This window comes from Ketobacter alkanivorans, from assembly GCF_002863865.1.
GTDB lineage: Bacteria > Pseudomonadota > Gammaproteobacteria > Pseudomonadales > Ketobacteraceae > Ketobacter > Ketobacter alkanivorans.
Genome location: NZ_CP022684.1, coordinates 700,543 through 723,341 on the forward strand (window position 1 = coordinate 700,543; position 22,799 = coordinate 723,341).

Consider the following 22,799-nt stretch of genomic DNA (forward strand, 5'->3'; position numbering starts at 1 on the left):
AATAATATTCGGAAAATACTACTCGGTTGGGTAACATGAAAAAGGGAGTGGGCTTGGTTTGCTTAACTTGGGAGGTGAGCGAATACACATTAAATTTTGCCTTAACAAATCTTACAGAATCTACTTTTACTTAATTAATGTTAGCAAGGAGCTGAGTTTATGAAATCCACAAAACTGTTACTGGCCGCAGTACTGCTATGTTTGGGAGCGCTGCCTGGCTTGGCAATGGCGAAACCCAATATACTGCTGATCGTCTCCGACGATACAGGCTATGGTGATTTGGGCCCCTATGGCGGCGGTGAAGGCCGCGGCATGCCAACACCGAACATTGATCGCATAGCCAACGAAGGCATGACCTTGTTCTCGTTCTACGCCCAACCCAGCTGTACTCCGGGCCGTGCTGCGATGCAAACAGGGCGTATTCCGAACCGCAGTGGTATGACCACAGTGGCATTCCAAGGGCAAGGCGGTGGCCTGCCTAAGGCAGAGTGGACGCTGGCTTCCGTATTGAAAACCGCCGGTTATAACACTTATTTCACCGGAAAGTGGCACCTTGGGGAAGCTGATTACGCTCTGCCCATTGCACAGGGTTATGACGAAATGAAGTACGCCGGTTTGTACCATCTCAATGCCTACACTTACGCCGATCCTACCTGGTTCCCTGATATGGACCCAGAACTGCGCAAGATGTTTGCCAAGGTAACCAAAGGAGCGTTGTCCGGTAAGGCCGGCGGCAAGGTGACTGAGGAATTTAAAATCAATGGCCAGTATGTAGACACCCCAGATAAAGGTGTTGTGGGTATCCCTTATTTCGACGGTTACGTTGAGAAAGCCACCATCGAGTTCTTGGAGCAAGCCGCCAAGTCCGATAAGCCTTTCTTCATCAACACCAACTTCATGAAAGTGCATCAGCCCAACATGCCACATCCCGACTACGAACATAAATCCCTGTCTAAGAGCAAATACGCAGACTCGGTAGTAGAGATGGATGCCCGCATCGGACGCATCATGGACAAACTGCGTGCGTTGGGCCTGGATAAGAACACCCTGGTCTTCTATACCACAGATAACGGTGCCTGGCAGGACGTATACCCTGATGCAGGCTACACTCCTCTGCGCGGTACCAAAGGTACAGTGCGTGAAGGCGGAAACCGTGTTCCTGCTATTGCCTGGATGCCAGGAAAAATCAAGGCTAACACCAAGAATCACGACATCCTGGGTGGACTGGATCTAATGTCAACCTTCGCCAATATGGCAGGCATCAGCTTGCCGAAGAAAGATAGAGAAGGTAAGCCTATTATTTTCGATAGCTATGACATGTCGCCAGTGCTGTTCGGCAAAGGAAAATCTGAGCGTAAATCCTGGTTCTACTTCACCGAGAATGAGTTAACCCCTGGTGCCGCTCGAGTAGGCAACTACAAAGCAGTATTCAATCTACGAGGTGACAATGGTCAATCCACTGGAGGATTGGCGGTAGATTCGAACCTGGGATGGAAAGGCCCAGACAAATATGTTGCCACGGTACCTCAGATATTCGATCTGTGGCAGGATCCACAGGAACGCTATGATATTTTCATGAACAACTACACTGAGCGCACCTGGACACTGGTCACCATCAACGAAGAAGTCAAAAATTTGATGAAGACCTATGTCAAGTATCCACCACGCAAACTGCAGAGTGAGGTGTATACCGGCCCGATCACCATCACCCAGTACCAGCGTCTGAAACATGTTCGAGAGACACTGGAGAAAGAAGGATTCAAACTGGGCATCCCTACCGGTAACTAAAATAAAGGCCCCGGATTTTGACAGTCTGGGGCCTTTATCGTTTCCTCACAAAATTGAGATCACGACATGATGAGAAATCTACTCAAGCTACCCTTGATGTATTTAATAGCCATTACTGTGCTATTTACGACCCCCACTCAAGCTGCTGATCCTCTACCCTCGTGGAAGGACGGCAAAACAAAGGCATCGATCATCACCTTTGTCAAAGCAGTTACCGATAAACAGTCTGCAGATTTCGTGGCACCCGCAGAACGTATCGCCACGTTCGACAACGACGGCACGCTCTGGACAGAGCAGCCCATGTATACGCAACTGAGCTTCGCGCTGGATCGTATTACTCAAATGGCACCTCAACATCCTGATTGGGCATCCAAGCAACCGTTCAAAGCGGTGCTCGACAAGGACATGAAAACCCTGGCAGCCAGCGGCGAAAAGGGGCTGTTGGAACTGGTGGTTGCCTCCCACTCCGGCATGAGCACTGAATCCTTCGAGGCTATTGTTCTGGACTGGTTTTCACAGGCCCGGCACCCGCGTTTCAAGCGCCCTTATACTGAGATGGCGTATCAACCCATGCTGGAGCTGTTGGCGTTTTTACGGGCAAACGAATTTAAAACCTACATTGTCTCAGGTGGCGGTGTTGAATTTATGCGCCCCATAACAGAATCCGTCTACGGTGTTCCACCCGAACAGGTGGTAGGCTCGTCTATAAAAACCCAATACGAAGTTCAAGACGGAAAGCCCACACTGGTTCGGCTTGGTGAGATCGGGTTTATTAATGATAAAACGGGTAAACCTGTTGCCATAAACGATCATATAGGGCGTCGCCCCATTGCCGCATTCGGTAATTCCGACGGGGATCAGCAGATGCTTGAATGGACTGCAGCAGGTGATGGCGCGCGACTGATGATGCTGGTATTCCATGACGATAAAGATCGGGAATACGCCTATGGCCCCGCCGGAGGTCAGCCGGAAAGCAGCTCTGGGCATTTCTCGCAAGAGCTGATGGATAAAGCCAAGAAAAACAACTGGAATGTTATCAGCATGAAAAACGACTGGAAGAAGGTTTTTCCAGACAAGAAATAATCTGCATCACCTGCTGCGGGCCTGCGATTCAGCAATACCGGCGGTACTGGATCATTGCTGCAACAGCGCCTGAATTTCATCAGCACCCAAGGTTTCATGTGCAATTAAAGCCTCCGCCAACATATCCAGTTGGCGGCGCTTTTCTTTCAGAAGCTGCTCGGTGCGCTGTTCACTTTTCTTTACCAATGCTTCAACCTCAAGATCAATTGTGTGGGCCGTGGTGTCACTAAAATCGTGGGAAGTAGCTATTTCCATACCCAAAAAGGGATGCTCTTCATTCTGCGGAAAATAAATCGGGCCCAACTTTTCACTCATGCCCCACTGGGTGACCATTCGCCGGGCCAGCCTTGTGCATTGCTTCAAATCATCTGCAGCACCGGAACTGATATTACCGAACACCACCCGCTCTGAGCAGCGCCCTGCCAATAAAACACAAAGGCGATCTTCCAGTACATCCTGGGTATAATTAACGCGATCTTCTACCGGCATGGTTTCAGTGACACCCAGCGCCCGCCCACGAGGGATGATAGTAACTTTGCTGACCGGATCTGCGTTGGGCAGGCTGATCGATAACAGAGCGTGTCCTGATTCGTGGTAGGCAATGCGCTTTTTATCTTCTTCGTTAAGAATTTCCTGCCGTGCCGATCCCAGTAGAATCTTATCGTGGGCGTACTCGAAGTCACTTTGCTCTATTTCAGATTTATTGTCATGGGCCGCGTGCAGCGCAGCCTCGTTTACCAGGTTCTCGAGGTCAGCCCCCGAGAAACCAATGGTTCGAGCCGACAATTGTGGCAGATCAACGTCATTGCCAATGGGCTTTTTACGGGTGTGCACCTGTAAAATCTGCAGACGGGCCATCTTTTGAGGCAGCTCCATGGTAATTTTGCGATCAAAACGCCCCGGCCGCATAAGCGCAGGATCAAGCACATCCGGCCGGTTTGTGGCTGCCAGCACAACCACCGGCTCATCATCGGCAAACCCATCCATCTCGGCCAATATTTGATTCAGGGTTTGTTCCCGTTCGTCATTGCCGCCCCCCACACCAGAACCCCGCACTCGCCCAACTGAATCAATTTCATCGACAAAAATCAATGCAGGTGCCTTTTCGCGGGCCTGCTGGAACATGCTTCGCACACGCCCTGCCCCTACCCCCACAAACATTTCGACAAACTCGGAACCGCTGATGCTAAAGAAAGGCACACCGGCTTCAGCGGCGGTGGCTTTGGCAAGTAAGGTTTTACCTGTACCCGGCGGCCCCATCATCAATATTCCCTTGGGTAATTTAGCCCCGAGCTTGCGGAATTTCTCCGGGTTAGACAGAAACTCGATGATTTCCCTTAGATCCTGCTTGGCATCATCCAGCCCGGCCACTTCATCAAAGCTGATCTCGTTAGTGGCCACGTGCTCATACAGGCGGGCACGGGAGCGTGCAAAGCCAAACAGCCCTGAACCACCCCCCATTCGCCCCTGCAAAGCATGATTGCTATAGGCAAAAAAGCCGAAAATCAAAATCCAGGGCAAAATACTGATCAGAACGGTAGCCCAGGTTGGCAATTGTTCGCTTTTTGCAATCAGCTCTACGTTTCGGGTCTCGATCTCGGTCAGCAGGTTATCGTCCTGCAGTGCGGGCATATACGTTTTAAAATCGTACCCTTTTGCTTTATCCGTTCCGCTATAACGACCAAACACCTGCTGCCCGCGCAACTGCACCGATTCAATTTGATTATTGTAGAGTTGCTGCTTGAACTGGGTATAGGGGATTTCAGCTGGCCCAGTTTCTGATTGAGTGGAAAAGCTGTAATAGAGAGCGAACAAAAAAAGCGTGAAGAATAAGGGCCGCCAGTCAAAAAGGGGATGGGGTGGCGGCACGTTACCTTTGGTTTGGTCTGGTTTCTGTTTGGGTTCGTTCATTACTTAGTGCCTGAATGCGCATGCTGTAAGGGTCGATGCCCCATACTAACACATCGAATAAAAGCGCATTAGCAAGGGTGTTCTATTCGAGTACGCAGGCCACCAGATCCAGCAAGGCTGTTTCAGACAGGGCACGGCTCATGTAGTAGCCTTGCACTTCATCACAGCCGTGCTCGCTCAGCAACTGATACTGCTCCCAGGTTTCCACCCCTTCGGCAATGACACTGAGGTTAAGGCTCTTGGCGATGGCTATTACCGTTTGTGCAAGCTGCAGTGTATCGGCGTTCTCGACAATATCTTCAATGAAGACTTTGTCGATCTTCAAGGTGCTTATGGGAAACTTGCGCAGGTAGTTTAATGAGGAATAACCTGTCCCGAAGTCATCCACGGCTATGCGAATCTGAGCCTGTTGCAACTTTTTCAGCATTTGCAGGCTGTGTTCCACATCATCCATGATAGCGCTTTCGGTAATCTCCAGCTCAAGATGGGCCGGGTTAACATGATAGCGCTGTACCTGGAACAATACCCATTCAGCAAAATCATCCCGCTTGAACTGATTGGCAGAAACATTAACACCCACCCTGCCAAACGAGACCCCCTGTTGCTGCCACTGGGAAATCTTCTCGCAAGTCTGCTGGAACACCCATTCCCCTAGCGGAATAATCAGATCGGTCTGCTCGGCCAGATCGATAAACTCAAGAGGGCGCACAGTACCAAACACCGGGTGATCCCAACGCAACAGCACTTCAATACCGGTCATCACGCCATTGCGCACGGAATATTGTGGCTGAAAGAACAGGTCAAACTCTTCCCGTACCAACGCTTTGCGCATGGCGTTTTCCATGATCAAACGATCCATGGCGCGCTTGTTCATCTGTTCATCATAGAACTGGTAGTTGTTTTTGCCTGACCGCTTGGCGGCATACATGGCAGTGTCGGCGCTGCGCAACAGCACTTCTGCGGTCTGCCCGTGATATGGGTAAATGCTGATACCGATACTGCAGGAGGAGTACACCTCTCTGCCATCGATTAGAAACGGGGCAAAGAACTGGGCCAGCACTCGGGAGGCCATTTTAATGGCGGTCTGCTCGGCGACTTCCCGATCCAGGTTACGCAGTACCAGGGCGAATTCATCGCCACCCATGCGGGCAACGGTGTCCCCTTCGCCCAGGCAGTACATCAAACGCCGGGCAACTGATTTAAGCAGTTGATCACCCGCGCTGTGCCCAAGGGAGTCATTAACCGGTTTAAAGCGATCCATATCCAGGAACAAAACGGCTAGCGCCGTGCTGTTTTCTTCCGACTCAACCACTGCATCCTGCAGGCGTTCATTAAACAGCAAACGATTGGCCACCCCGGTAAGGGAATCGTAATGGGCCAGCCGATAGATTCGCATTTCGTTGCGCTTCTTATCGGCAATATCCATTAGCATCCCCACATAGTTCTGCACCTCATTTTTGAGGTTGTGGGTCTGACTGAAACTGAGTATGGCCGGTCGGTGTTCACCGCTGCGCCGCACAAAGTCGCATTCGCCCCGCCATTTTCGATCACGCTGCAGACAATGACGTATTTTACGGAAAAACTCCGGCCCGTAACGGCCACGCCAGATGTGGCTGCAGTGAAGGCCCAGCATCTCTTTGGGGGAATAGCCGGTTAACTCGTAGAACGCAGGATTGGCGCGCAAAATAAAGCCGCTACGATCGGTAATGAAGAACCCTTCTGACACGGCATCGAAAGTGGCAGCGAATAACTGGCGTTCGCTTTCCAACAATTCACGGCTGGGGAAATATTCTGCAATACCCAGGGTTCCGATGATGTCTCCAAACTCATTAAACAACAGGGAAAACTGGATAGTGGCTGATATCGCATTGCCATCCAGGCTGCGCAGGGTCTGGCGAACCACTCGGGTTTCAGGCTTTCCGTTTACAAACAAATCCTGGCAAACGGATTCCAGAAACTCTCCGGTTTCCTGGGTAAGAAATGTCATCTGGCCTGACGTCAGCAGCGTATTGATATCAAAGCCCAGGGTTCGACATTCACCACTTACCTTTATCAGGCGCATGTTCTGGTCGGAGACCCAAACCAAACGGGACAAAGCCGATTGCTCCCCCGCATTATAGACGGCAGGGTTTTGCACCATGGAAATCACACCGCACAGGTATTCCTTGTTACCGGCTTCTCCACCAAAGAGCAGGGTGTTATCCAAGTGCCCAAAGCGCCAGTAGCCGCACTCATCCCGAAATCGAAATAAGTGTCCTGCATTCGACTCGTTGGCTTTTACCATGGCGTCGATCAAATCTTCGCGAATATTGCGTAGCTGCAGCACCGGTGACGACGGACTGTGAAGATGAGCCTGATACAGATCGGTATCGTGGGACGTTTGGGTTAGCAGGGATTGCGGGGATGCCATATTGGAACAAACAATTCGCTGCTGATGCTGATCGGCAACAAAAACGTAATTTGGGCAATGTAGCCCTGCTTCGGCAGGGTCGTGCAGCATCAGTGACGAATTCATAAGGAAGCCACGGGGTCCGCTTGTTATTGTTCTTATTTATTAGGCTGTAGTAACGGTTATACCATGGCCAAATGATTAATGCATGGTCGGATCTATTAAATCATTTGAATAGGATACCTTTCCTGTCCTATCTATCAGTATTGCAGAGATACCTGCCAAAGAATTGACTAGTTTCATGCCTTTTTCAGGCCCAAGCACGAATACGGTGGTAGACAGCGCGTCTGCATCAATGGACTGATTCGCCAGAATGCTCACGCTTAACAGCTCACGGGCTGAGTCCCCCTGAGCGGGGTCGATAATATGGTGAAAGCGCACACCGTCCGCATCAAAGTAGCGCTCGTAATCACCGGAGGTGGATATGGCTGCGTTGGATAGTGGCACGGTGATCACATGCTCCTCCCCTCTGGGATGCTTGATGCCCAGCATCCAGGGCCGACCTCGATGATCGCCGATCAGACGACTATCGCCGCCTGCAGTCACCACCGCATTGTTAACACCTGCCTGCTGCAATATGGCAACCGCGTTGTCTACCGCATACCCTTTGGCAATGCCGCCCAGATCGATTCTCATGCCTGGTTTAGCGAATGCAATGGTCTGCTCAGCAGCATTCAGTTTGAGCTGGCGATAGTCAATAAGTGCGGCGGCGGCTTTCTGCTGCGCCTCATCAGGACGAACACGATTACGATAGTCAAACCGGTGTCCAAGGGATGCAAAGGTGATGTCAAAGGCTCCGCCGCTTACTTGACTGTAATAATTGGATTTCTGAATAAGCTTGAACAGTTCTGTACTGACGGATACCGGATGATCGGCTGCCTCGCGGTTGATCCTGGCCAGTTCAGCCGTGTCGATGTAGGGGCTCATCAGTTGATTAATGCGCTCCATTTCATCCATGACCCGCTGCATTAACACTTGGGCTTGCTGTGGGTCGTCCTGCCACAGCTCGACGAACACTCGGGTGCCCATTATGGGCTCTTCCCGACTGAACCAATCGGCTCGGGCAAGATCCGCGAATGACGCGACAACCGCAATGGCTGCCCAAATCAGGTAGCCATAACGATTGGTGGGCTTATGGGTGATCACAACGCCTTACCAAGGTACCAGGGTGCCATCGTAGGCGATAAAGTCACCGCTTTGCTGAGTTTTGAGTCCATCAATGATTTTGCGCATGCCACTGACGGAAGTGGTTGTGTCAATCAATGCGTTGGGGCCGCCCATATCGGTCAGCACCCATCCGGGATGCAAGGCAACCACTTTGATTTGCTCGGATGCCAAGTCAACTGATAAGGACTTGGTGGCGGCATTCAGCGCCGCCTTGGAACTGCGATAAAGGTAGCTGCCACCGGAGGTGTTATCACTCATGGAGCCCATTTTGCTGCTGAGCATGGCAATGGTGGCACTGCCTGCGCTCATCAGGTTGGATCTCAGCAACTCGACCATTTTAATGGGAGCAATACAATTGATCTGAAACACTTTGCTCCATTCCGCCTCATCCAGTTTGCCCAAAGGGTTGCTGTTCCCGTAGTAACCGGCGTTGTTGATGAGCACGTGAATGAGCCTGTCACCAACCGCATCAGATAATGCCTGGCGGGAGGCTGCATCTGCCACATCTAATGCATACAGTGACATGGCGTCCGGGTACTGTTGCTGGAGCGCTTGCAAGCCTTCGGATTGATCTGGATGGCGTGCGGTTGCGATCACTCGTTGGCCGGCTTTCAGATACTGTCGGGTGAATTCCAGTCCGATTCCGCGATTGGCACCGGTAATTAATATCGTTTTCATAACTCGCGCTCCCCGTTAATGTGCGACGCCGCTGGCGTCACATTGACCTCACCCTATGGTACTTTATCACTGAAACCCGTCATAGCTGACCCTGGATATTTCAAAGCAGGCCTCCCCTTTTGGGCGTGCCACGATCACGTCATCCCCTTCCTGCTTTTTAAGCAAGGCTTTGGCCATTGGGGAATCAATGCTGATCCAACCTCGTTCAAGATCAATTTCATCTGCACCAACCAGCCGGTAACGCTCGATGCCTCCCCCATCCAGATCCTCCAGCTCAACCCAGGCACCAAAGAATATCCGGCTCTGGTCGGTGGGTTTTTGGTTCACTGCTTTCACCACCTCCAGGCGCTTTACAAGATACCGAATGCGGCTATCGATTTCCCGCAGCTGCTTTTTACGGTAGATATATTCTGCGTTTTCGGAGCGATCCCCCTCTGCCGCAGCCTCACTAAGGGCCTTGGTCACTTCCGGCCGCACTGTATCGCTGATATGACGCAACTCCGTCATGAGTTTGTCTCGCCCCTCCGGGGTGATGTATGGGGCGGCGGGTTGTGAGGGTGGTCGGTATCGGCTCATTAAGTTTCTTTTTTTAAGGGCAGCTCACTCAGCAGGGCTGCCAGGATTTACTATCAGGGACGGCTTATCAAGTCAGGGTTTTCGGATAACTGTTTTACCATTTTATATTCGGCGCTGAGCACTTGCATGGTGCCATCCTGGGGGGTTTCCTCTGCGTTATCCACAATTTTATTCATAAGAAAATCGAATGACAGGTAGCCCCCATCATCAGGGCGACAATGGGGAAACAATTGAATCAGTCCATTGAAGTATTCCCTTGGGGCTGCGATCAGGATATGCAGTTTGCCATCCCGTGGGGCAGTGACCCCCAGGGATGGATTCTCCAGCCGGGCCACTTCCTTCACAGTGACCACTGCCTGGTTTTCAGCGAACGAGGAGGATCTGGCACCACCGTTACATTTCAACTGATAGCGCATGGAAGCCTTACCGGTTGCAGGATCCACCTCCAAGGTTTGGGACAGTTTGAAAGTGCTCACGATCATTTGGATCTGGGCGTCGTAATGCATGGGTACGTCTCACTACTTTATTGTTCTTATAGGTGTGCTTGTGTCGGTGTTCAGCGACTTATTCAGCTGACTTTATCACGAATTCACCATGCTGTTCGAGCCTGGTGTGTGAGCCTAAAATTCGATCCCGGCCTGGGCCTTCACCCCCAGACGAAACGCATGACGCTCGTCCTCAACAGAGCTGATAGTGTCTGCAATTTCCTGCAGCGGGGTCGCCATGGTTCGACCGGTAATGATCACGTTCTGGTGCTTGGGGCGTTGTTGCAGGGCTTCTACCACTGGCTCTACGTCCAGATAATGGTATTTGAACATGTAGCTCATTTCGTCAAATATCAGCAGGTCATAGGCTGGGTTGCTGAGATAAGGGCGGGCGGTTTCCCAGGCTTTCTGGGCGGTGGCGATGTCCTGCTCTTTGTTCTGGGTTTCCCAGGTGAACCCATCCCCCATCACATGCCAATCCACCATGGGGTGATCACGGAAGAATTTCAGCTCGCCGGTTTCCTCTCGCCCTTTTAGAAACTGTACTACGGCACAGCGTTTGCCATGGCCCAACGAGCGCGCCATGGTGCCAAACGCTGAGCTGCTCTTGCCCTTGCCATTGCCCTTCATCAGGATAAGAATGCCCCGCTCTTCGGTGGCTTTGGCAATTTTAGCGTCCATGACGGCTTTTTTAGCCGCCATACGTTGTTGATGCTTATCTGTCATGAGTAAGTTCCATTAATGTGGATTGAAAAGCCCTCGACGAAGGCGGTTCATAGACTGAGTGGATCGAATTGTTCCGGGGTGAGCTGCTCGCTTTGACCATAAAAGTGGCACAGCGACAGGCGTAACGTCTCTGCTCGCGTGGACAATCCTTGTTGAATAAGGGTTAACACCTGCTGATATACCGCCTGTTTGAACGGGTTAGAATCGGTGGCTTCGCCATTGAGATTATCCACGCTCACTTGAAAGCGAATGCCTGCGGCAACCGACAATATCCACTCCAAGGCCTGCGGCTTGACTTCAACTTGCTCAAAAATCATTTGCTGTTCGGCGCTGCGACCATCCGGCTCGTACCAATAACCAAAATCCACTTGCTGCCGCCGGGCTGCGCCAGCAATCAGCCAATGGGCGGTTTCGTGCAAGGCGCTGCGATAGAAGCCGTGGGCAAAGTGCAGTTCATGGTTGGGCTGCCCTGGCCCGGCAGGCAGGTAAATGGGTTCATCACCACCTTTTACAAGGCGAGTGTTGTAGGGCTGCAGAAAGCACTGATTGAACAGTGCGATGATGTCTTCTATTTGATGTTCCGGCTGTGCCATTCTGATTCAACTACCTGACATTACTGCTGAATTACCAACCTTGTTGCGTGCGATGCCTGGCTAAAAACACCCATTACAACGCCGGGCAACATGATAAACTACTCAACCCTCAGACTCACCTTAGTAGAGCATGAATAAACACCCATCACCATTCTGGCAGGAGTGCAAACGCATTCTGTTGTTGTCGTTCCCCATCGTGATCGCTCAGTTTGCCCAGACCGCAAACGGGTTTGTGGACACGGTGATGGCTGGCCGGGTTAGCCCGGATGATCTGGCGGCGGTTGCCGTGGGTTCTGCGATCTGGGTGCCGGTGTTCCTGTTTCTGGTGGGTGTCATGCAGGGCCTTACTCCATTTGTGGCGCAATACCGGGGGCGCTCGGATCACACCGCCATCGGAGCAGTGGTGCAGCAGGGCTTATGGCTGGCAATACCCTTGGGGCTGCTGGGCTTGCTGATAATGCGCTCCATGCAGCCAGTGTTGCAACTGATGAGTGTCGACGACGCCATCCAGCCAATGATTCTAGGGTATCTGGACGGATTATCCTGGGGCTTCCCGGCTATCACGCTGTTCCTTGCCTTACGGGCGCTGACCGAAGGCATGTCATTTACCAAACCCATTATGGTGGTAAGCCTGATCGGGCTGGCGGTGAATATCCCGGTTAACTATGTTCTGATCTACGGCAAGCTGGGTTTCCCTGCGTTAGGCGGTGTGGGTTGTGGCTGGGCGACGTTTGTCGTCATGTGGCTGATGCTGATTTTGATGTCAATATACTGCATCGCATTCGATCGCGATCAGGGCACCGGGCTGTTTCAACGCTTTGTCGGCCCAAGGCTTCCGCAAATAACCAATATCATCAAGGTGGGGCTGCCCATCGGCCTTTCGATTTTTATCGAGGTGAGCCTGTTCTGTATCATTGCCCTGTTTATTGCCGGTATCGGTGCCCAGGTGGTTGCCAGTCATCAAATTGCGCTGAACGCAGCCTCTATGACGTTCATGATCCCGCTCAGTCTGTCCCTGGCGCTGACGGTCAGGGTCGGAACCAATTTAGGCAAGGGCGACGTGGCGGCGGTGCATAATTCTACCTGGAGTGGTTTGGCCATTATCTTGGTGATAGCGCTGTTCAATAGCAGCATGATGGCGCTTTTTCGCACCCAAATTGCCGGTATTTACACGGATGACCCTATGGTGATTGAGCTGGCCGCTGGCCTGCTGCTGTTTGCTGCCCTGTTTCAGATATCCGATTGTCTGCAGGTCAGCGCTAATGGTGTATTACGAGGCATGAAAGACACTGCCTGGCCGATGTTGATTACGGTACTGGCGTACTGGTGCCTGGGGCTGCCCATCGGCTACAGCCTGGGCCTGACCGACTGGGTTGTGCCTGCCATGGGAGCCCGTGGCTTCTGGATCGGGCTGTTGGTGGGGCTGACTGCGGCTGCGATTATGCTGTGCGGGCGAGTGATTTGGCGGCTGCGCTCCATGCCGCACCCAGGCTATTCCAGGCAATTTACCTAACCCTTTTAGATCCCGGCGTTGCTCCCTAGCCTGACAAGGAATGACCTAAGAGGCATAGCAAAACTGGCGTTTTGCGCTCATCTGTACTTAGATATAAAGTAGAAGTGTGAGTCTATGACGACCCGGGCTGCGCATCACCATGACACACGGGATTCCCGGCTCAGGTCCGCGAGGGTAGTCGAATGAAGCCACAGGCATCGGATGATCGATCCAATGTGATTGATTTGTTCTCTGGGCGCCCGATTGATGAAGTGGTCGACCGCATTGTCCGGATGGCTCCGGAGCTGGATGGGTTGGAGATGCTCTATACCAATGACACCTCCCCCAATCGCCTGTATTCGCTCAAAGTGGTGTGTTGGGCCATTCGGGAGTCCGGCGAGGTGGTTGGCATGGTGCCCTGGCTGAATCAGGTGGTGCCTTGTACCGAAATCAACGATCCACTCAACGGCCGCTGGGAAGGCTATCGCGATCCCGGCACTAACGATATCTTCTACACCCCTCCCCGCCACAAAGTTAAAGAACTTGAGCTGGCCGAAGAATTTTATCATCTGGAACAGATCCGCGACGGCAGCATCGTGCAGGAAATTCCGGACGCCATTGGCACTCACGCCGTATTGACTGACAACGGTTTCCGATCCTTTGTTTTGATTGAGGTGTTGAGCTGGCGTCTGATGGCCGATGGCACAGTGCACGCCATGCTGGTGGATGAGGAGAAGGTTAAATCCACCCCAGTGCTACCGGGCGATCCTTGCCTCTATTCAGCCCAGGAGCAGGCGGAGTTTAAGTACTTTTTCCAACATCGCATCGCCAATAAAATCAAAGAGCAGGATCCGGAGGCCTTGGCCGCCATTTCCATGCTGATTGAGAACTGAGCGCTATTCTGCAATCACCAGACCGCTATCCTCGATCTGATTCTGATGAGTCAGGCGGATACGGTCTGCATCCCACATACGACGGGCCACGCGGGCTTCATCCAGGGTAAGATCGTAATTCGTACCATGACCACCAATGATCAGATCCGCGCTAGAAGCCAGGTTATAACGGCTGTCATCGGTGTCACGCAATGATCCATTGATGTAAATTTGGGCGCCGACAATGGGGTCGTAGGTGGCAACCACATGCTCCATACAATCCCCCAGAAACACACCAATCAGCGAACCGCCGGAGAGATTGCTGTCCGAGCTGCCCTCACCCAAAGCAAACGAAGCACGATCAACCCGACTGCCCACTATAGGAATAACGCTGGCCACATACTGGGCGCTGTTCAGTTGCCAGAAGCCACCGCTGCCATCATTGCGCCCCAGAAGGCTCAAGGACAAGCGGCCAAGCAGGGAAATACTGCAGGTGTCGCTGGTGTACCAGGCCTCTACTGAAAACGCGCCACCAGCGCTGTTCATGGACGGGGCGTAAGGCACTCGATACGCGTCATCGTTGGTGAAGGTGGCGCCTCGTCCAACAAAGGATTCGGTGCGACCAACACCATTGACATCCACACCGTGGTTGGCAAAAGGCGAAGAATCCCGGGCACTATCGGTTTCCGCAAAATGCCAAACGCCGGAGTAGTCATTCCACAAGGTGGCTGGATCCTGGCCATCGGCCACCGTGCCGTCCACCGCATCGTCGTAGAGCATGGTGATAAAGTCGCTGTTGCTGTTGCCGTTCACGGTTGGCACCAGTACCCACACCAACGCTTCGTTGGTGGCCTGATCCCAGCGCTCGATCTCGTAAGCTAAACGGGTGGTGCCATCGTCATCCACAAAGCGGATATCGGGCGCGCCGGGTTGCACGGCATCGATAATGGCCGCATCACTGATGCGTACCAATAACGGAAAATTATCCACGTTGCCTCTCACACTGGCTCCGTCTTCGGTGGTATCCAGATAGTAGCGCTGGCTGGATAGTAATCGCTCCACGCCGGGCTGGATGATGCTGTCTTGTACCAAGACTTCGGCCTCACCGTCGGCATAGTGAACATAGGTGATGCCATTCAAACTCACATCCCCTACCCGATTCCAGTTATCCCCTGTGGCAGTCTCAAACCGATCCGACGATCCACCGGCAACTCGCAGTGTGTTGGTGTGCGATGACAGCTTTAACACCCGCTGGCGGCTGACCCGCAACAGGTTGTTACTGTCACCCAGATCAATCACCTCAATACTGTTAACGGTTTCCCGAGGCAACTGTGTTAAATCCAGCTCCACGTTGCTGCCTGTGAGCGTCAAGGTATCCTCGCCATTGCCGCCATTAAGCCTGAAGAAATCGGCATCCGGGGTTTCGATACGGTCGTTACCCGCCCCCGCTGAATAGGCGTCGCGACCACCGTTGCCAACCAGCACGTCGTTGGCGGCACTGCCTACGATATTGTCCTCGCCACCCTGACCATTAAGAAAAACTACACCTCCCAGCCAGTCGTTGCCCCACACAATTGCGCCTAACCCGGCCTCACCTGAGTAGCCCGGAGCCCCCAGAATCACATCGTTAAAACCATCACCATTGTGATCCGCGGCAGACAGGCTCTGACCCAGCCGATCCCCACCCGCATCACCCCGCAACGGGATGCCATCTGTGGAGAGGAAATCCTGTAAATTCCAGCTGGGGATTGTGGCGTCTTCGCTGCCCAGCACCACCCAGGCACGACCACTGCGCGCCCCGGCATAGCGGGCGTTGTAAGCACCGATCACCAAATCGTCCAGCCCGTCGGCATTGATATCACCGGCACCGGCCAAGCCGTGCCCCACGTGGTCATCGGTATCTGCCCCGAACAGACTAAACCCAGCGGCGGCGGGCAACAGGTCCACATCAGTAGAAAACGGCTGGCTTGTGCCACCAAAGATGACATGAACCGCCCCCGCATTCTGCATTCCGTCATGGTCTTTGCCGGGCTGGCCAATATAAAGATCCGCTATACCATCACCGTTAAATTCACCGGCAGCCAGGCCATAGCCAAGATAGGAGTCTATTTCGCTGGAAACCCAACGCCGGCCCTGGGAGGCGCCAAGCTGGTTCACATCCAGCGTAGGAAAATCTGTACCCGCCCGCCCATAGATCAGGAAAGCTGCACCGCCATTGGCGGCACCCAGATCACTGCCGGTGGCGGCCACTGCCACATCATCAAATCCATCGCTATTGAAATCGTAAGCGAAGGTCACACTCTGACCCAGCTTCCAACCACTACGCCCCGTGGGCCGCATCGCAAAGCCATCGGCCCCCAAAGCTGCGGTATCCACATCACCTCGGCTGACACCTGCTCGCCCCAGTATCAGGTAGGCGGCCCCAGCGCCGTTGGCGGCAGTATCGCTCAGCGGATGCCCGATCAGTAAATCAGCAAAGCCATCGCCGTTATAATCCCCACCAGCCGCCAAAACCTGACCATTACCAGTCAGACCTGCCACATCGTCGCGGGAATCACCCAGGCGCGTGCCGGGCTCGCGCCCCAAAATGCGGAATCCGTTTGCAGCAGACCATCCGGCAACATTGATATCACTCAGTGCGGGCCGACCCCAAACCACATAAACCACACCCGCGTCGCTGCCGCCCACATCCGCACCGGGAGCAGACACCATCAAATCGCCATAGCCATCGCCATTGAGGTCACCGGCAGACGCAACGGCCTCCCCCAAACGATCCCCGACCGCAGCGCCCAATATAAGGAAGTCTTGGGTAGGAGACCAATCGGCCAGGGTCACATTACTGCGGCTCAACGCCGCACTGCCCAAAATCACGTAAACAGCGCCACGCTCCGAGTCCACCCCCGGTGCCCCCAGCGCGAATTCATCCCAACCATCACCATTCATATCGGCGATGCCGGTAACGTCAGCGCCCAGGCGCGCCGAGGGAATTCCAGTAACGGTGTAACCCTCATTGGCCCCCAGACTGGTCACGTTGATGGGAGCAAACGCCGGCTGCTCCACGGTGAAAGACCAAGCCTGCCTGCCTCCCAGCAGAGCCGACAGATTACCCGCCAGATCACGCAATGCCCCGCCGCTTAACTCGACATAATATTCCGTGGAAAACGCCAGTTGCGCAGACACAGCAACATCAATACTGGAGGTACCATTTCCACTCACTGCGGGGCTATCCAATGGAATATTGGCAACCACAGCATCGTCTTCGGCCCGGCGTATGCGCACAGAGCCACCATTGATAAACACCGGCTCAGGAAACTGAAGCTGCAACAGCGGCGATTGGGCAACGCTGGTACTGCCAGGGCGCGGCAGGAGTTGGGTCTGCTGGGGCGGCAATTGATCCACTACCAGCAGGAAAGGATCTGTGAGTGTACTTTCCAAGCCGAAATCAAGGCTGGTAGCAGTAATGGCGTAGCTGCCCTCGGGCAACGCACTGCGGGCAGAGCCCAGATCAAAACGCCACAATCCTTCACTGTCTGTCTCGGTACTGCCGACGGGCTCGCCATCCAGAAACAGATTAATGGTGTAACCGGGCTCGGAACTGCCCTGAACGATCTGATCTCCATTGTTGGTAATGCCATCTCCCGCCACACCCGAGTCGTTGCTGATGCCTGTAATCGTGGGGCGGCTGGGAGGAAATGGATCATATATGAACACAAACGACGATTCCGCCTGCAGGGTTTCACCGGCAAGCGTGATCGCTGAAACATCAATACGATAGCTGCCCGGAGCCAATAAGAAAGGGCGAAAATCCAGATCCCAGACCCCTTCGGCATTCGCCTGAACCGAGCCCGACCCGGTTTCCGACACATAAACAATGACGGTATCAAAGGGGTTTGCCCGACCAATAATACGCACCGTTGGATCGAGGATGCGACCGGGGCCAACCCGGCCTGTATCTGTCTCTAGAAACAGAGCTTCAGGTGAAATCAGATCCGGTTCGGGGTCATCCGGTTGCGGCTCATCCGGTTGCGGAGTGTCTTCAGGCTCCTCATCACCATCCGGTGTTTCCACCGGGGGATCAACCGGCTCTTCTGTTTCGCGATCGGAATCTACATTACGGTCGTTAGAACCCGACGAGCCGGAACCACCACAGCCCGATGCAAGCAACAGACAAGCGCACAACAACCCCACCCACAAGCCAGATGTGACATTGGTTATTCCAACAGAAAGAGCCTGCTTAGAGGCGCTTTGTAGCGCAACAACCCGCAACAATTGAGAGATAATTTGAATCTGCATAAACAATAGGCTTCCCGCCGATTCGTCTACCGTTTTTATCATTCTTGGGTTTCGAGCTTATCAAAATTAATGCTGATACATTTATCAAATTAAGCCTGACTCTGCTTCTTGCGAATCTGGAAGATAAACTTGCCTTCCTGCTCAGCAGCCATCACCAGCTCATGCCCCAGAAACTGGCAGAACTTGGGAATGTCGCGCTGGGTAGAAGGGTCGGTTGCAATCACCTCCAACACCTCCCCAGCTTGCATGTCACGCACCTTACCGTGCAGCATCATCACTGGCTCCGGACACATCAACCCGGATGCATCAAATTGGTGATCTACTTTATCGGACATGAAAACCTCTTGTGGAACCGTTCTGCGTAAACGTTGCAAATAGCACTCAGTGCCAGGCTTGGCGCTGGATCTCAGGCGCTCTCGGCAGCCAAATCAAAATAGGCAGCATAGACAGTAACGCCAGACCAAATGCGGCCATAAAGTGTACCTCATAACCCAGCGCAGAGGCACTGAAGCCACTGACGCTGTGCAGGATTCCAGCCACCATCACTTGCACGCTGGCCTGCATGGTGTAGTCGGTTCCTGCCAGGGGTCGCCGACAGGCATCCATCATCAACGTAAACAGTGCTGCCGTCGACATACCGCCCAATAAGTGCTCCAGCGCGATGACCAGGGTGACCGATTGCAAATCCGCCGGGCCACCCGCCCCGCCAGAGGCAAGCCACCAGAAACCCAGCAAACTCAACGCCTGCAATACCCCGAACCCCAATAAAGCCTGCACTCTGCCTATACGGGGCACCAACCACCCCCCCATCAAGGCCCCGCTGATGCCTGCGGCCATCCCAACTCCACCACTGATCCAACCCACCTGTTCCAGGCTGTACCCCAGGTCGATAAGCAGCGGTTTGGACATGGCAGACCCAAAGGCATCCCCTGCCTTGTAAAACACAATCACCAACACCCAGGCCCACATGCCAGGCTGGCGCACAAACGCCAAAGCCAGCGTAAACACATTATGGGGTGAATCATGTAACGGGCCAGCGTCAGCGGGAGCCACCTCCTTAAACAGCCAAACGGGAATGCTCACCAGCAGAATCAACAGCGCCAACGTCACAAACGTGGAAAACCAGCCCAAATGCTGCAGCAGAACGAGAATCACCGCCCCGCCAAACAGCATCCCCACCCGGTACCCTGCCACCTGAACACCATTAGCCATACCGCGCTCCTTGGGCCCCAGGCTGGACACAGCCAAACCGTCAGTAGCGATGTCCTGGGTGGCGGCAATCAGGTTGGACAGAAATAAAATCACCAGCAGCACATAGAACCCATCACCCGCCAGGGTCTGCGGATCCAATGTACCCAACAGCAGCAAACACAACATAAAGCCCGCCTGCATGGGAATGATCCAGCTTTTACGCCGCCCGAAGCGGGCACTGCCGTAATGATCCACATACGGCGCCCACAGAAATTTAAACGCCCAGGGCAACGCCACCAGGGACACCAGGCCAATTTTCTCTAAACTGACATCGTAATTACGCAATAATGCGGGCAAGGCCTGACTGAGAAAGCCAAACGGCAACCCCTGGGAAAAATAGAGACAGGACAACAGCCCCAGACGGAAAGTCAGCGATGATCCCATCAACAAACACTCATTTCACTGGCAAATAGCCTAGACATAATACTCGAATTGCCCGCTTAGTCATTGAAAATCCAAGCAAAGAGATTACCATTAGAGCCCTACAGCAGTGGTTTTTGTAACCGAGGAACATAATGATAAAGGTATTGATAGAGCGGACCATCGCCGAAGGACTGGAAGGCAACTACGAACACACCATCGTGGAGTTACTGAACCATGCCGAAAAATCACCAGGCTATCTGGGTGGCGAATCCTATCGGGACGCAAAACGCCCCAATCACTACGTGGTCATCTCCATGTGGGAAAGCATCAATGCCTGGCAGCTTTGGTTTGGCTCCTCCGCCCGAATGGAAATGCAGAACAAGATCAGCATGTTTTTGAAGGAGCCGGAGTGCTTCACAATACTGGAGCCTTGCGTCTATCAATCTGCGAAAGGCCTTCATCAACAGTCCTAATAGTTGATGCTGCAAGGCTAAACCGCACTAACGATTGCGCGGAGCAGCAAATACCGTAATTTCTTCTCGATCGTGGTAAAGCTGCTTCGCCTTCAGCTCGTAGGAACACCCAGCCGCTTCCAACGCTTCCTGCATATGGCTCAGAATCTGCGCCACCTCCAACCAGCGCCGTTTCATGGGCAGCTTGAGATTAAAAATCGCGAATCGGGTCCACCCCTGAATCAACCAGCGCTCCATCAGCTCTGCCACTCGGGAAGGCTTCTCCACCATATCGCACACCAGCCAATCCACGTTACGCACCGGCTTATAGTGAAAGGCATCCTCACGTAGATGAGCCACCTGCCCGCTATCCATCAGCCCTTTATCCATAGGGCCGTTATCAATTGCGGTAACCTGCATCCCTCGCTGCACCAATTGCCAGGTCCAGCCGCCGGGTGCTGCTCCCAGATCCACCGCTTTCTGAAAGGGTTTTAACAGGATGGCGCGCTGCGCTTGCGGTATTAATTGCAGCCAGGCCTCTTCTAATTTCAAGGTGGAGCGGCTGGGGGCCGAAGAGGGTTGCCGCAAACGGGGGAAACCCAACGGCCAGGGTGAAGCGTTATCGCACGGAGTATAACCCACCCACATATTGGTTCCGGATTCGAAAAAAACGTGAGCATGAACCGGTGCCTTGGCTCGGGTCAGCTTGGCGGTGGCTTTGGCGAATGGGCCTTCCAGTTTACGGGTCAGCTTAGACAAACTCTTGCCATCATTGGTATCCGGGAACGACATCCAGATATCCACGTATGGCTGCGCGCGCAACACCTCGCAAATGGGGCCCACCCTGTCGGCGGGCGGCAAATCTTCCAGATGGGCCGCCACCACCAACCATTGGCGGGCAAACACCAGGGTCTGAAACGGCAACGCTTTAACCAGTTTCGATCCGTCATCAGGCTGATGGCCTTCGAACACCACAAAACCAGCGTCCGTTTTTGCGCGCACAAAACCAAACACCCCACAACTGCTGGCCTTTTCCTGTATTTCTGCCGCCAGGTCCGATTCAAACCCCTGACGACAGGTCAGCAGTACTTGTTGCATATAGAAGCATCATCCGTAACGAAGAAGTGGGCGCATTCTACCGAAAGGAGCGCTTCATTAGCCAGGCATTCGACTATTCAGGTCGAAACTCCACTTGGCACTGGCTTAACACCACATTGCCTTTCTGGGTTTCAACCTGCATTAACGCCATGCCGGGTTCGGTTTTCCAGATACGGGTGATAATGCTGTCTCCCATATACACCTGATCAGAAAAGCGACCACTCATGGAGACAAAACGGGCAGGATCACCGCCACACAACGAGGACAATGCCGCGCGCCCGGCGAAGCCATAGGTACACAAGCCATGCAGAAAGGGCCGCTCAAACCCGCCAAACTTGGCAAAATTCGGGTCTATGTGAATGGGGTTACGATCCCCGGTGAGACGATACAGGGCAGCCTGCTCGGCGCGGGTGACATCCTCCACAACGACATCGGGATCACGCTCAGGAATGATCAGCGCCGGTGCTGATACGCCCCGCTCACCGCCAAAGCCTCCGGCTGCGCGTATAAAAAGCGTGGCATAGGTCGTGAACAGCGGGCCCTCATCGTCGGACACCGCGCATTCAACGCCAATAACCGCCGCCTTGCCCTTGTCCCAAACCTCCGCAATGCTGCCCACTGCCGTAGCCTTACCGCTGGCCGGGATGGGTCGGTGCAGGGTAATTTTCTGCTCCCCGTGCAACAGCATCGCCAGGTTAAACTGCACCTGCCCCATAACCGCACCCATCACGTTCAGGCCAGGGATCACCGCAAAGGTAGGCAGCACCTTAGGGCCGCGCGCCTCATACACAAAGTCCAATTCCTGCTCGGGCTTACAACCCACCGCCAAAGCATACAGTTGAACATCTTTCTCATTCCATGTGATATCGATTGGATCAGTGGACAACCCGACCAAATCCGCTGAAATAGGCTGCGCCATGGACATTTCCCTCAGTGTCTTTTTGTTATTGGCATAAAAAAACCCGCTCTGTTTCACCAGGGCGGGTTCTCAATTCACGAAGATCAAACCAGCAATTAAGCGGCAGTGATTTCCAGAATTTGTTTTTGCAGAGCTTTCTGATCGGCAGAAGGCTGAACAGTTTGCATAGCCATCAGCTTGCTCATGTCACCTTCAATTTTGATTTGACCAGACATGAAGCCTTGCATACCGGCAGACTGGTCGTTGTCGATGAACAGACGGTGAGCCAGATCAACAGGCAGGATCATCTTAGTAGGCGCGCTGTCGTGGTGACCTTTTTCGATCATGCCAGCATTCAGGCAGATGTCCACGTCGCCGAAATCAGTACCGTTAACAGTGATATTGATAACCAGGTCGTGCATAGCCGCAGGCACTTCCAGATCACCCGCCGCCGCTTTCAGTTCAGCAACTTTGGTAAACCAATCTTCAGACAGGAACTTGAGACTCATTATCTTCTCCTATGAATTTTTATTCTCGCTATCAGGGATGTCCCAGTAGCCTTTATACGCTGATCAATCAAACGACTGTTCGAGACGCTGTCAGCTAACTTATAAAATCCCCACC

19 protein-coding genes are annotated in these 22,799 nt (G+C 53.3%); 5 read left to right on the top strand and 14 right to left on the bottom strand.

All coding sequences use genetic code 11. The features are described 5' to 3' along the window. The first annotated feature begins 159 nt into the window (after nucleotides 1–159). The gene (locus Kalk_RS02790; RefSeq protein WP_101892754.1) at nucleotides 160–1,788 is read left to right on the top strand and encodes an arylsulfatase; all 1,629 of its coding nucleotides are present in this window, start codon (nucleotides 160–162) and stop codon (nucleotides 1,786–1,788) included. Between the two features lie 69 nt (nucleotides 1,789–1,857). Continuing rightward, a complete protein-coding gene (locus tag Kalk_RS02795; protein WP_407656848.1) occupies nucleotides 1,858–2,871 on the top strand; it encodes an HAD family hydrolase in 1,014 nt (337 codons plus the stop codon). Nucleotides 2,872–2,922: 51 nt separating this feature from the next. Here Kalk_RS02795 and ftsH read toward each other — a convergent pair whose 3' ends face one another. The 8 genes from ftsH to Kalk_RS02835 all read right to left on the bottom strand — a co-directional run bounded on the left by ftsH (nucleotide 2,923) and on the right by Kalk_RS02835 (nucleotide 11,456). Continuing rightward, nucleotides 2,923–4,782, bottom strand: coding sequence for an ATP-dependent zinc metalloprotease FtsH (ftsH, locus tag Kalk_RS02800; RefSeq protein WP_101892756.1), 1,860 nt, complete (start codon nucleotides 4,780–4,782; stop codon nucleotides 2,923–2,925). A gap of 82 nt (nucleotides 4,783–4,864) precedes the next feature. Beyond that, nucleotides 4,865–7,297: a putative bifunctional diguanylate cyclase/phosphodiesterase gene (locus Kalk_RS02805; RefSeq protein ID WP_101892757.1), complete on the bottom strand. Its 2,433-nt coding sequence runs from the start codon at nucleotides 7,295–7,297 to the stop codon at nucleotides 4,865–4,867. A gap of 75 nt (nucleotides 7,298–7,372) precedes the next feature. Further along, nucleotides 7,373–8,377 carry an FAD:protein FMN transferase gene (locus tag Kalk_RS02810; RefSeq protein ID WP_199768002.1) on the bottom strand — a complete coding sequence of 335 codons (1,005 nt, stop codon included), beginning with the start codon at nucleotides 8,375–8,377 and terminating at the stop codon, nucleotides 7,373–7,375. 6 nt (nucleotides 8,378–8,383) lie between these two features. Next, on the bottom strand, nucleotides 8,384–9,076 hold the full coding sequence (locus Kalk_RS02815) for an SDR family oxidoreductase (RefSeq protein ID WP_101892758.1): 693 nt from the start codon (nucleotides 9,074–9,076) through the stop codon (nucleotides 8,384–8,386). A 66-nt stretch (nucleotides 9,077–9,142) separates the two neighbouring features. Then, a complete protein-coding gene (greB, locus tag Kalk_RS02820; RefSeq protein ID WP_101892759.1) occupies nucleotides 9,143–9,652 on the bottom strand; it encodes a transcription elongation factor GreB in 510 nt (169 codons plus the stop codon). Between the two features lie 53 nt (nucleotides 9,653–9,705). Beyond that, on the bottom strand, nucleotides 9,706–10,158 hold the full coding sequence (locus tag Kalk_RS02825) for a hypothetical protein (RefSeq protein WP_101892760.1): 453 nt from the start codon (nucleotides 10,156–10,158) through the stop codon (nucleotides 9,706–9,708). Nucleotides 10,159–10,272: 114 nt separating this feature from the next. Then, nucleotides 10,273–10,863 carry a cob(I)yrinic acid a,c-diamide adenosyltransferase gene (cobO, locus tag Kalk_RS02830; protein ID WP_101892761.1) on the bottom strand — a complete coding sequence of 197 codons (591 nt, stop codon included), beginning with the start codon at nucleotides 10,861–10,863 and terminating at the stop codon, nucleotides 10,273–10,275. 47 nt (nucleotides 10,864–10,910) lie between these two features. Continuing rightward, nucleotides 10,911–11,456, bottom strand: a complete 546-nt coding sequence (locus tag Kalk_RS02835) for an elongation factor P hydroxylase (RefSeq protein WP_101892762.1) — start codon at nucleotides 11,454–11,456, stop codon at nucleotides 10,911–10,913. Nucleotides 11,457–11,586: 130 nt separating this feature from the next. Between Kalk_RS02835 and Kalk_RS02840 the strand changes: the two genes are divergently transcribed. Both Kalk_RS02840 and Kalk_RS02845 read left to right on the top strand, forming a co-directional pair. Further along, nucleotides 11,587–12,969, top strand: coding sequence for an MATE family efflux transporter (locus Kalk_RS02840; RefSeq protein ID WP_101892763.1), 1,383 nt, complete (start codon nucleotides 11,587–11,589; stop codon nucleotides 12,967–12,969). 182 nt (nucleotides 12,970–13,151) lie between these two features. Further along, nucleotides 13,152–13,841, top strand: coding sequence for a hypothetical protein (locus Kalk_RS02845; protein ID WP_101892764.1), 690 nt, complete (start codon nucleotides 13,152–13,154; stop codon nucleotides 13,839–13,841). A gap of 3 nt (nucleotides 13,842–13,844) precedes the next feature. Here the strand turns inward: Kalk_RS02845 and Kalk_RS02850 are convergent, their stop codons facing one another. The 3 genes from Kalk_RS02850 to Kalk_RS02860 all read right to left on the bottom strand — a co-directional run bounded on the left by Kalk_RS02850 (nucleotide 13,845) and on the right by Kalk_RS02860 (nucleotide 19,748). Then, nucleotides 13,845–18,113 (bottom strand): DUF2341 domain-containing protein, encoded by a 4,269-nt coding sequence (locus tag Kalk_RS02850; protein WP_101892765.1) that lies wholly within the window; start codon nucleotides 18,111–18,113, stop codon nucleotides 13,845–13,847. 89 nt (nucleotides 18,114–18,202) lie between these two features. Then, entirely contained in the window at nucleotides 18,203–18,448 is a 246-nt protein-coding gene (tusA, locus tag Kalk_RS02855) for a sulfurtransferase TusA (protein WP_101892766.1), read from the bottom strand. Between the two features lie 46 nt (nucleotides 18,449–18,494). After that, entirely contained in the window at nucleotides 18,495–19,748 is a 1,254-nt protein-coding gene (locus tag Kalk_RS02860) for an MFS transporter (protein WP_101892767.1), read from the bottom strand. Between the two features lie 131 nt (nucleotides 19,749–19,879). On the opposite strand from Kalk_RS02860, the gene Kalk_RS02865 reads away from it, so the two are divergent. Continuing rightward, the gene (locus tag Kalk_RS02865) at nucleotides 19,880–20,200 is read left to right on the top strand and encodes an antibiotic biosynthesis monooxygenase family protein (RefSeq protein WP_101892768.1); all 321 of its coding nucleotides are present in this window, start codon (nucleotides 19,880–19,882) and stop codon (nucleotides 20,198–20,200) included. 27 nt (nucleotides 20,201–20,227) lie between these two features. Here the strand turns inward: Kalk_RS02865 and rlmM are convergent, their stop codons facing one another. The 3 genes from rlmM to Kalk_RS02880 all read right to left on the bottom strand — a co-directional run bounded on the left by rlmM (nucleotide 20,228) and on the right by Kalk_RS02880 (nucleotide 22,684). Continuing rightward, nucleotides 20,228–21,277, bottom strand: a complete 1,050-nt coding sequence (gene rlmM / locus Kalk_RS02870; protein ID WP_101892769.1) for a 23S rRNA (cytidine(2498)-2'-O)-methyltransferase RlmM — start codon at nucleotides 21,275–21,277, stop codon at nucleotides 20,228–20,230. Between the two features lie 73 nt (nucleotides 21,278–21,350). Continuing rightward, complete coding sequence (locus Kalk_RS02875; protein ID WP_199768003.1) at nucleotides 21,351–22,196, bottom strand: MaoC/PaaZ C-terminal domain-containing protein; 846 nt, start codon at nucleotides 22,194–22,196, stop codon at nucleotides 21,351–21,353. Nucleotides 22,197–22,291: 95 nt separating this feature from the next. Beyond that, nucleotides 22,292–22,684: an SCP2 sterol-binding domain-containing protein gene (locus Kalk_RS02880; RefSeq protein WP_101892771.1), complete on the bottom strand. Its 393-nt coding sequence runs from the start codon at nucleotides 22,682–22,684 to the stop codon at nucleotides 22,292–22,294. Nucleotides 22,685–22,799 lie beyond the last annotated feature (115 nt).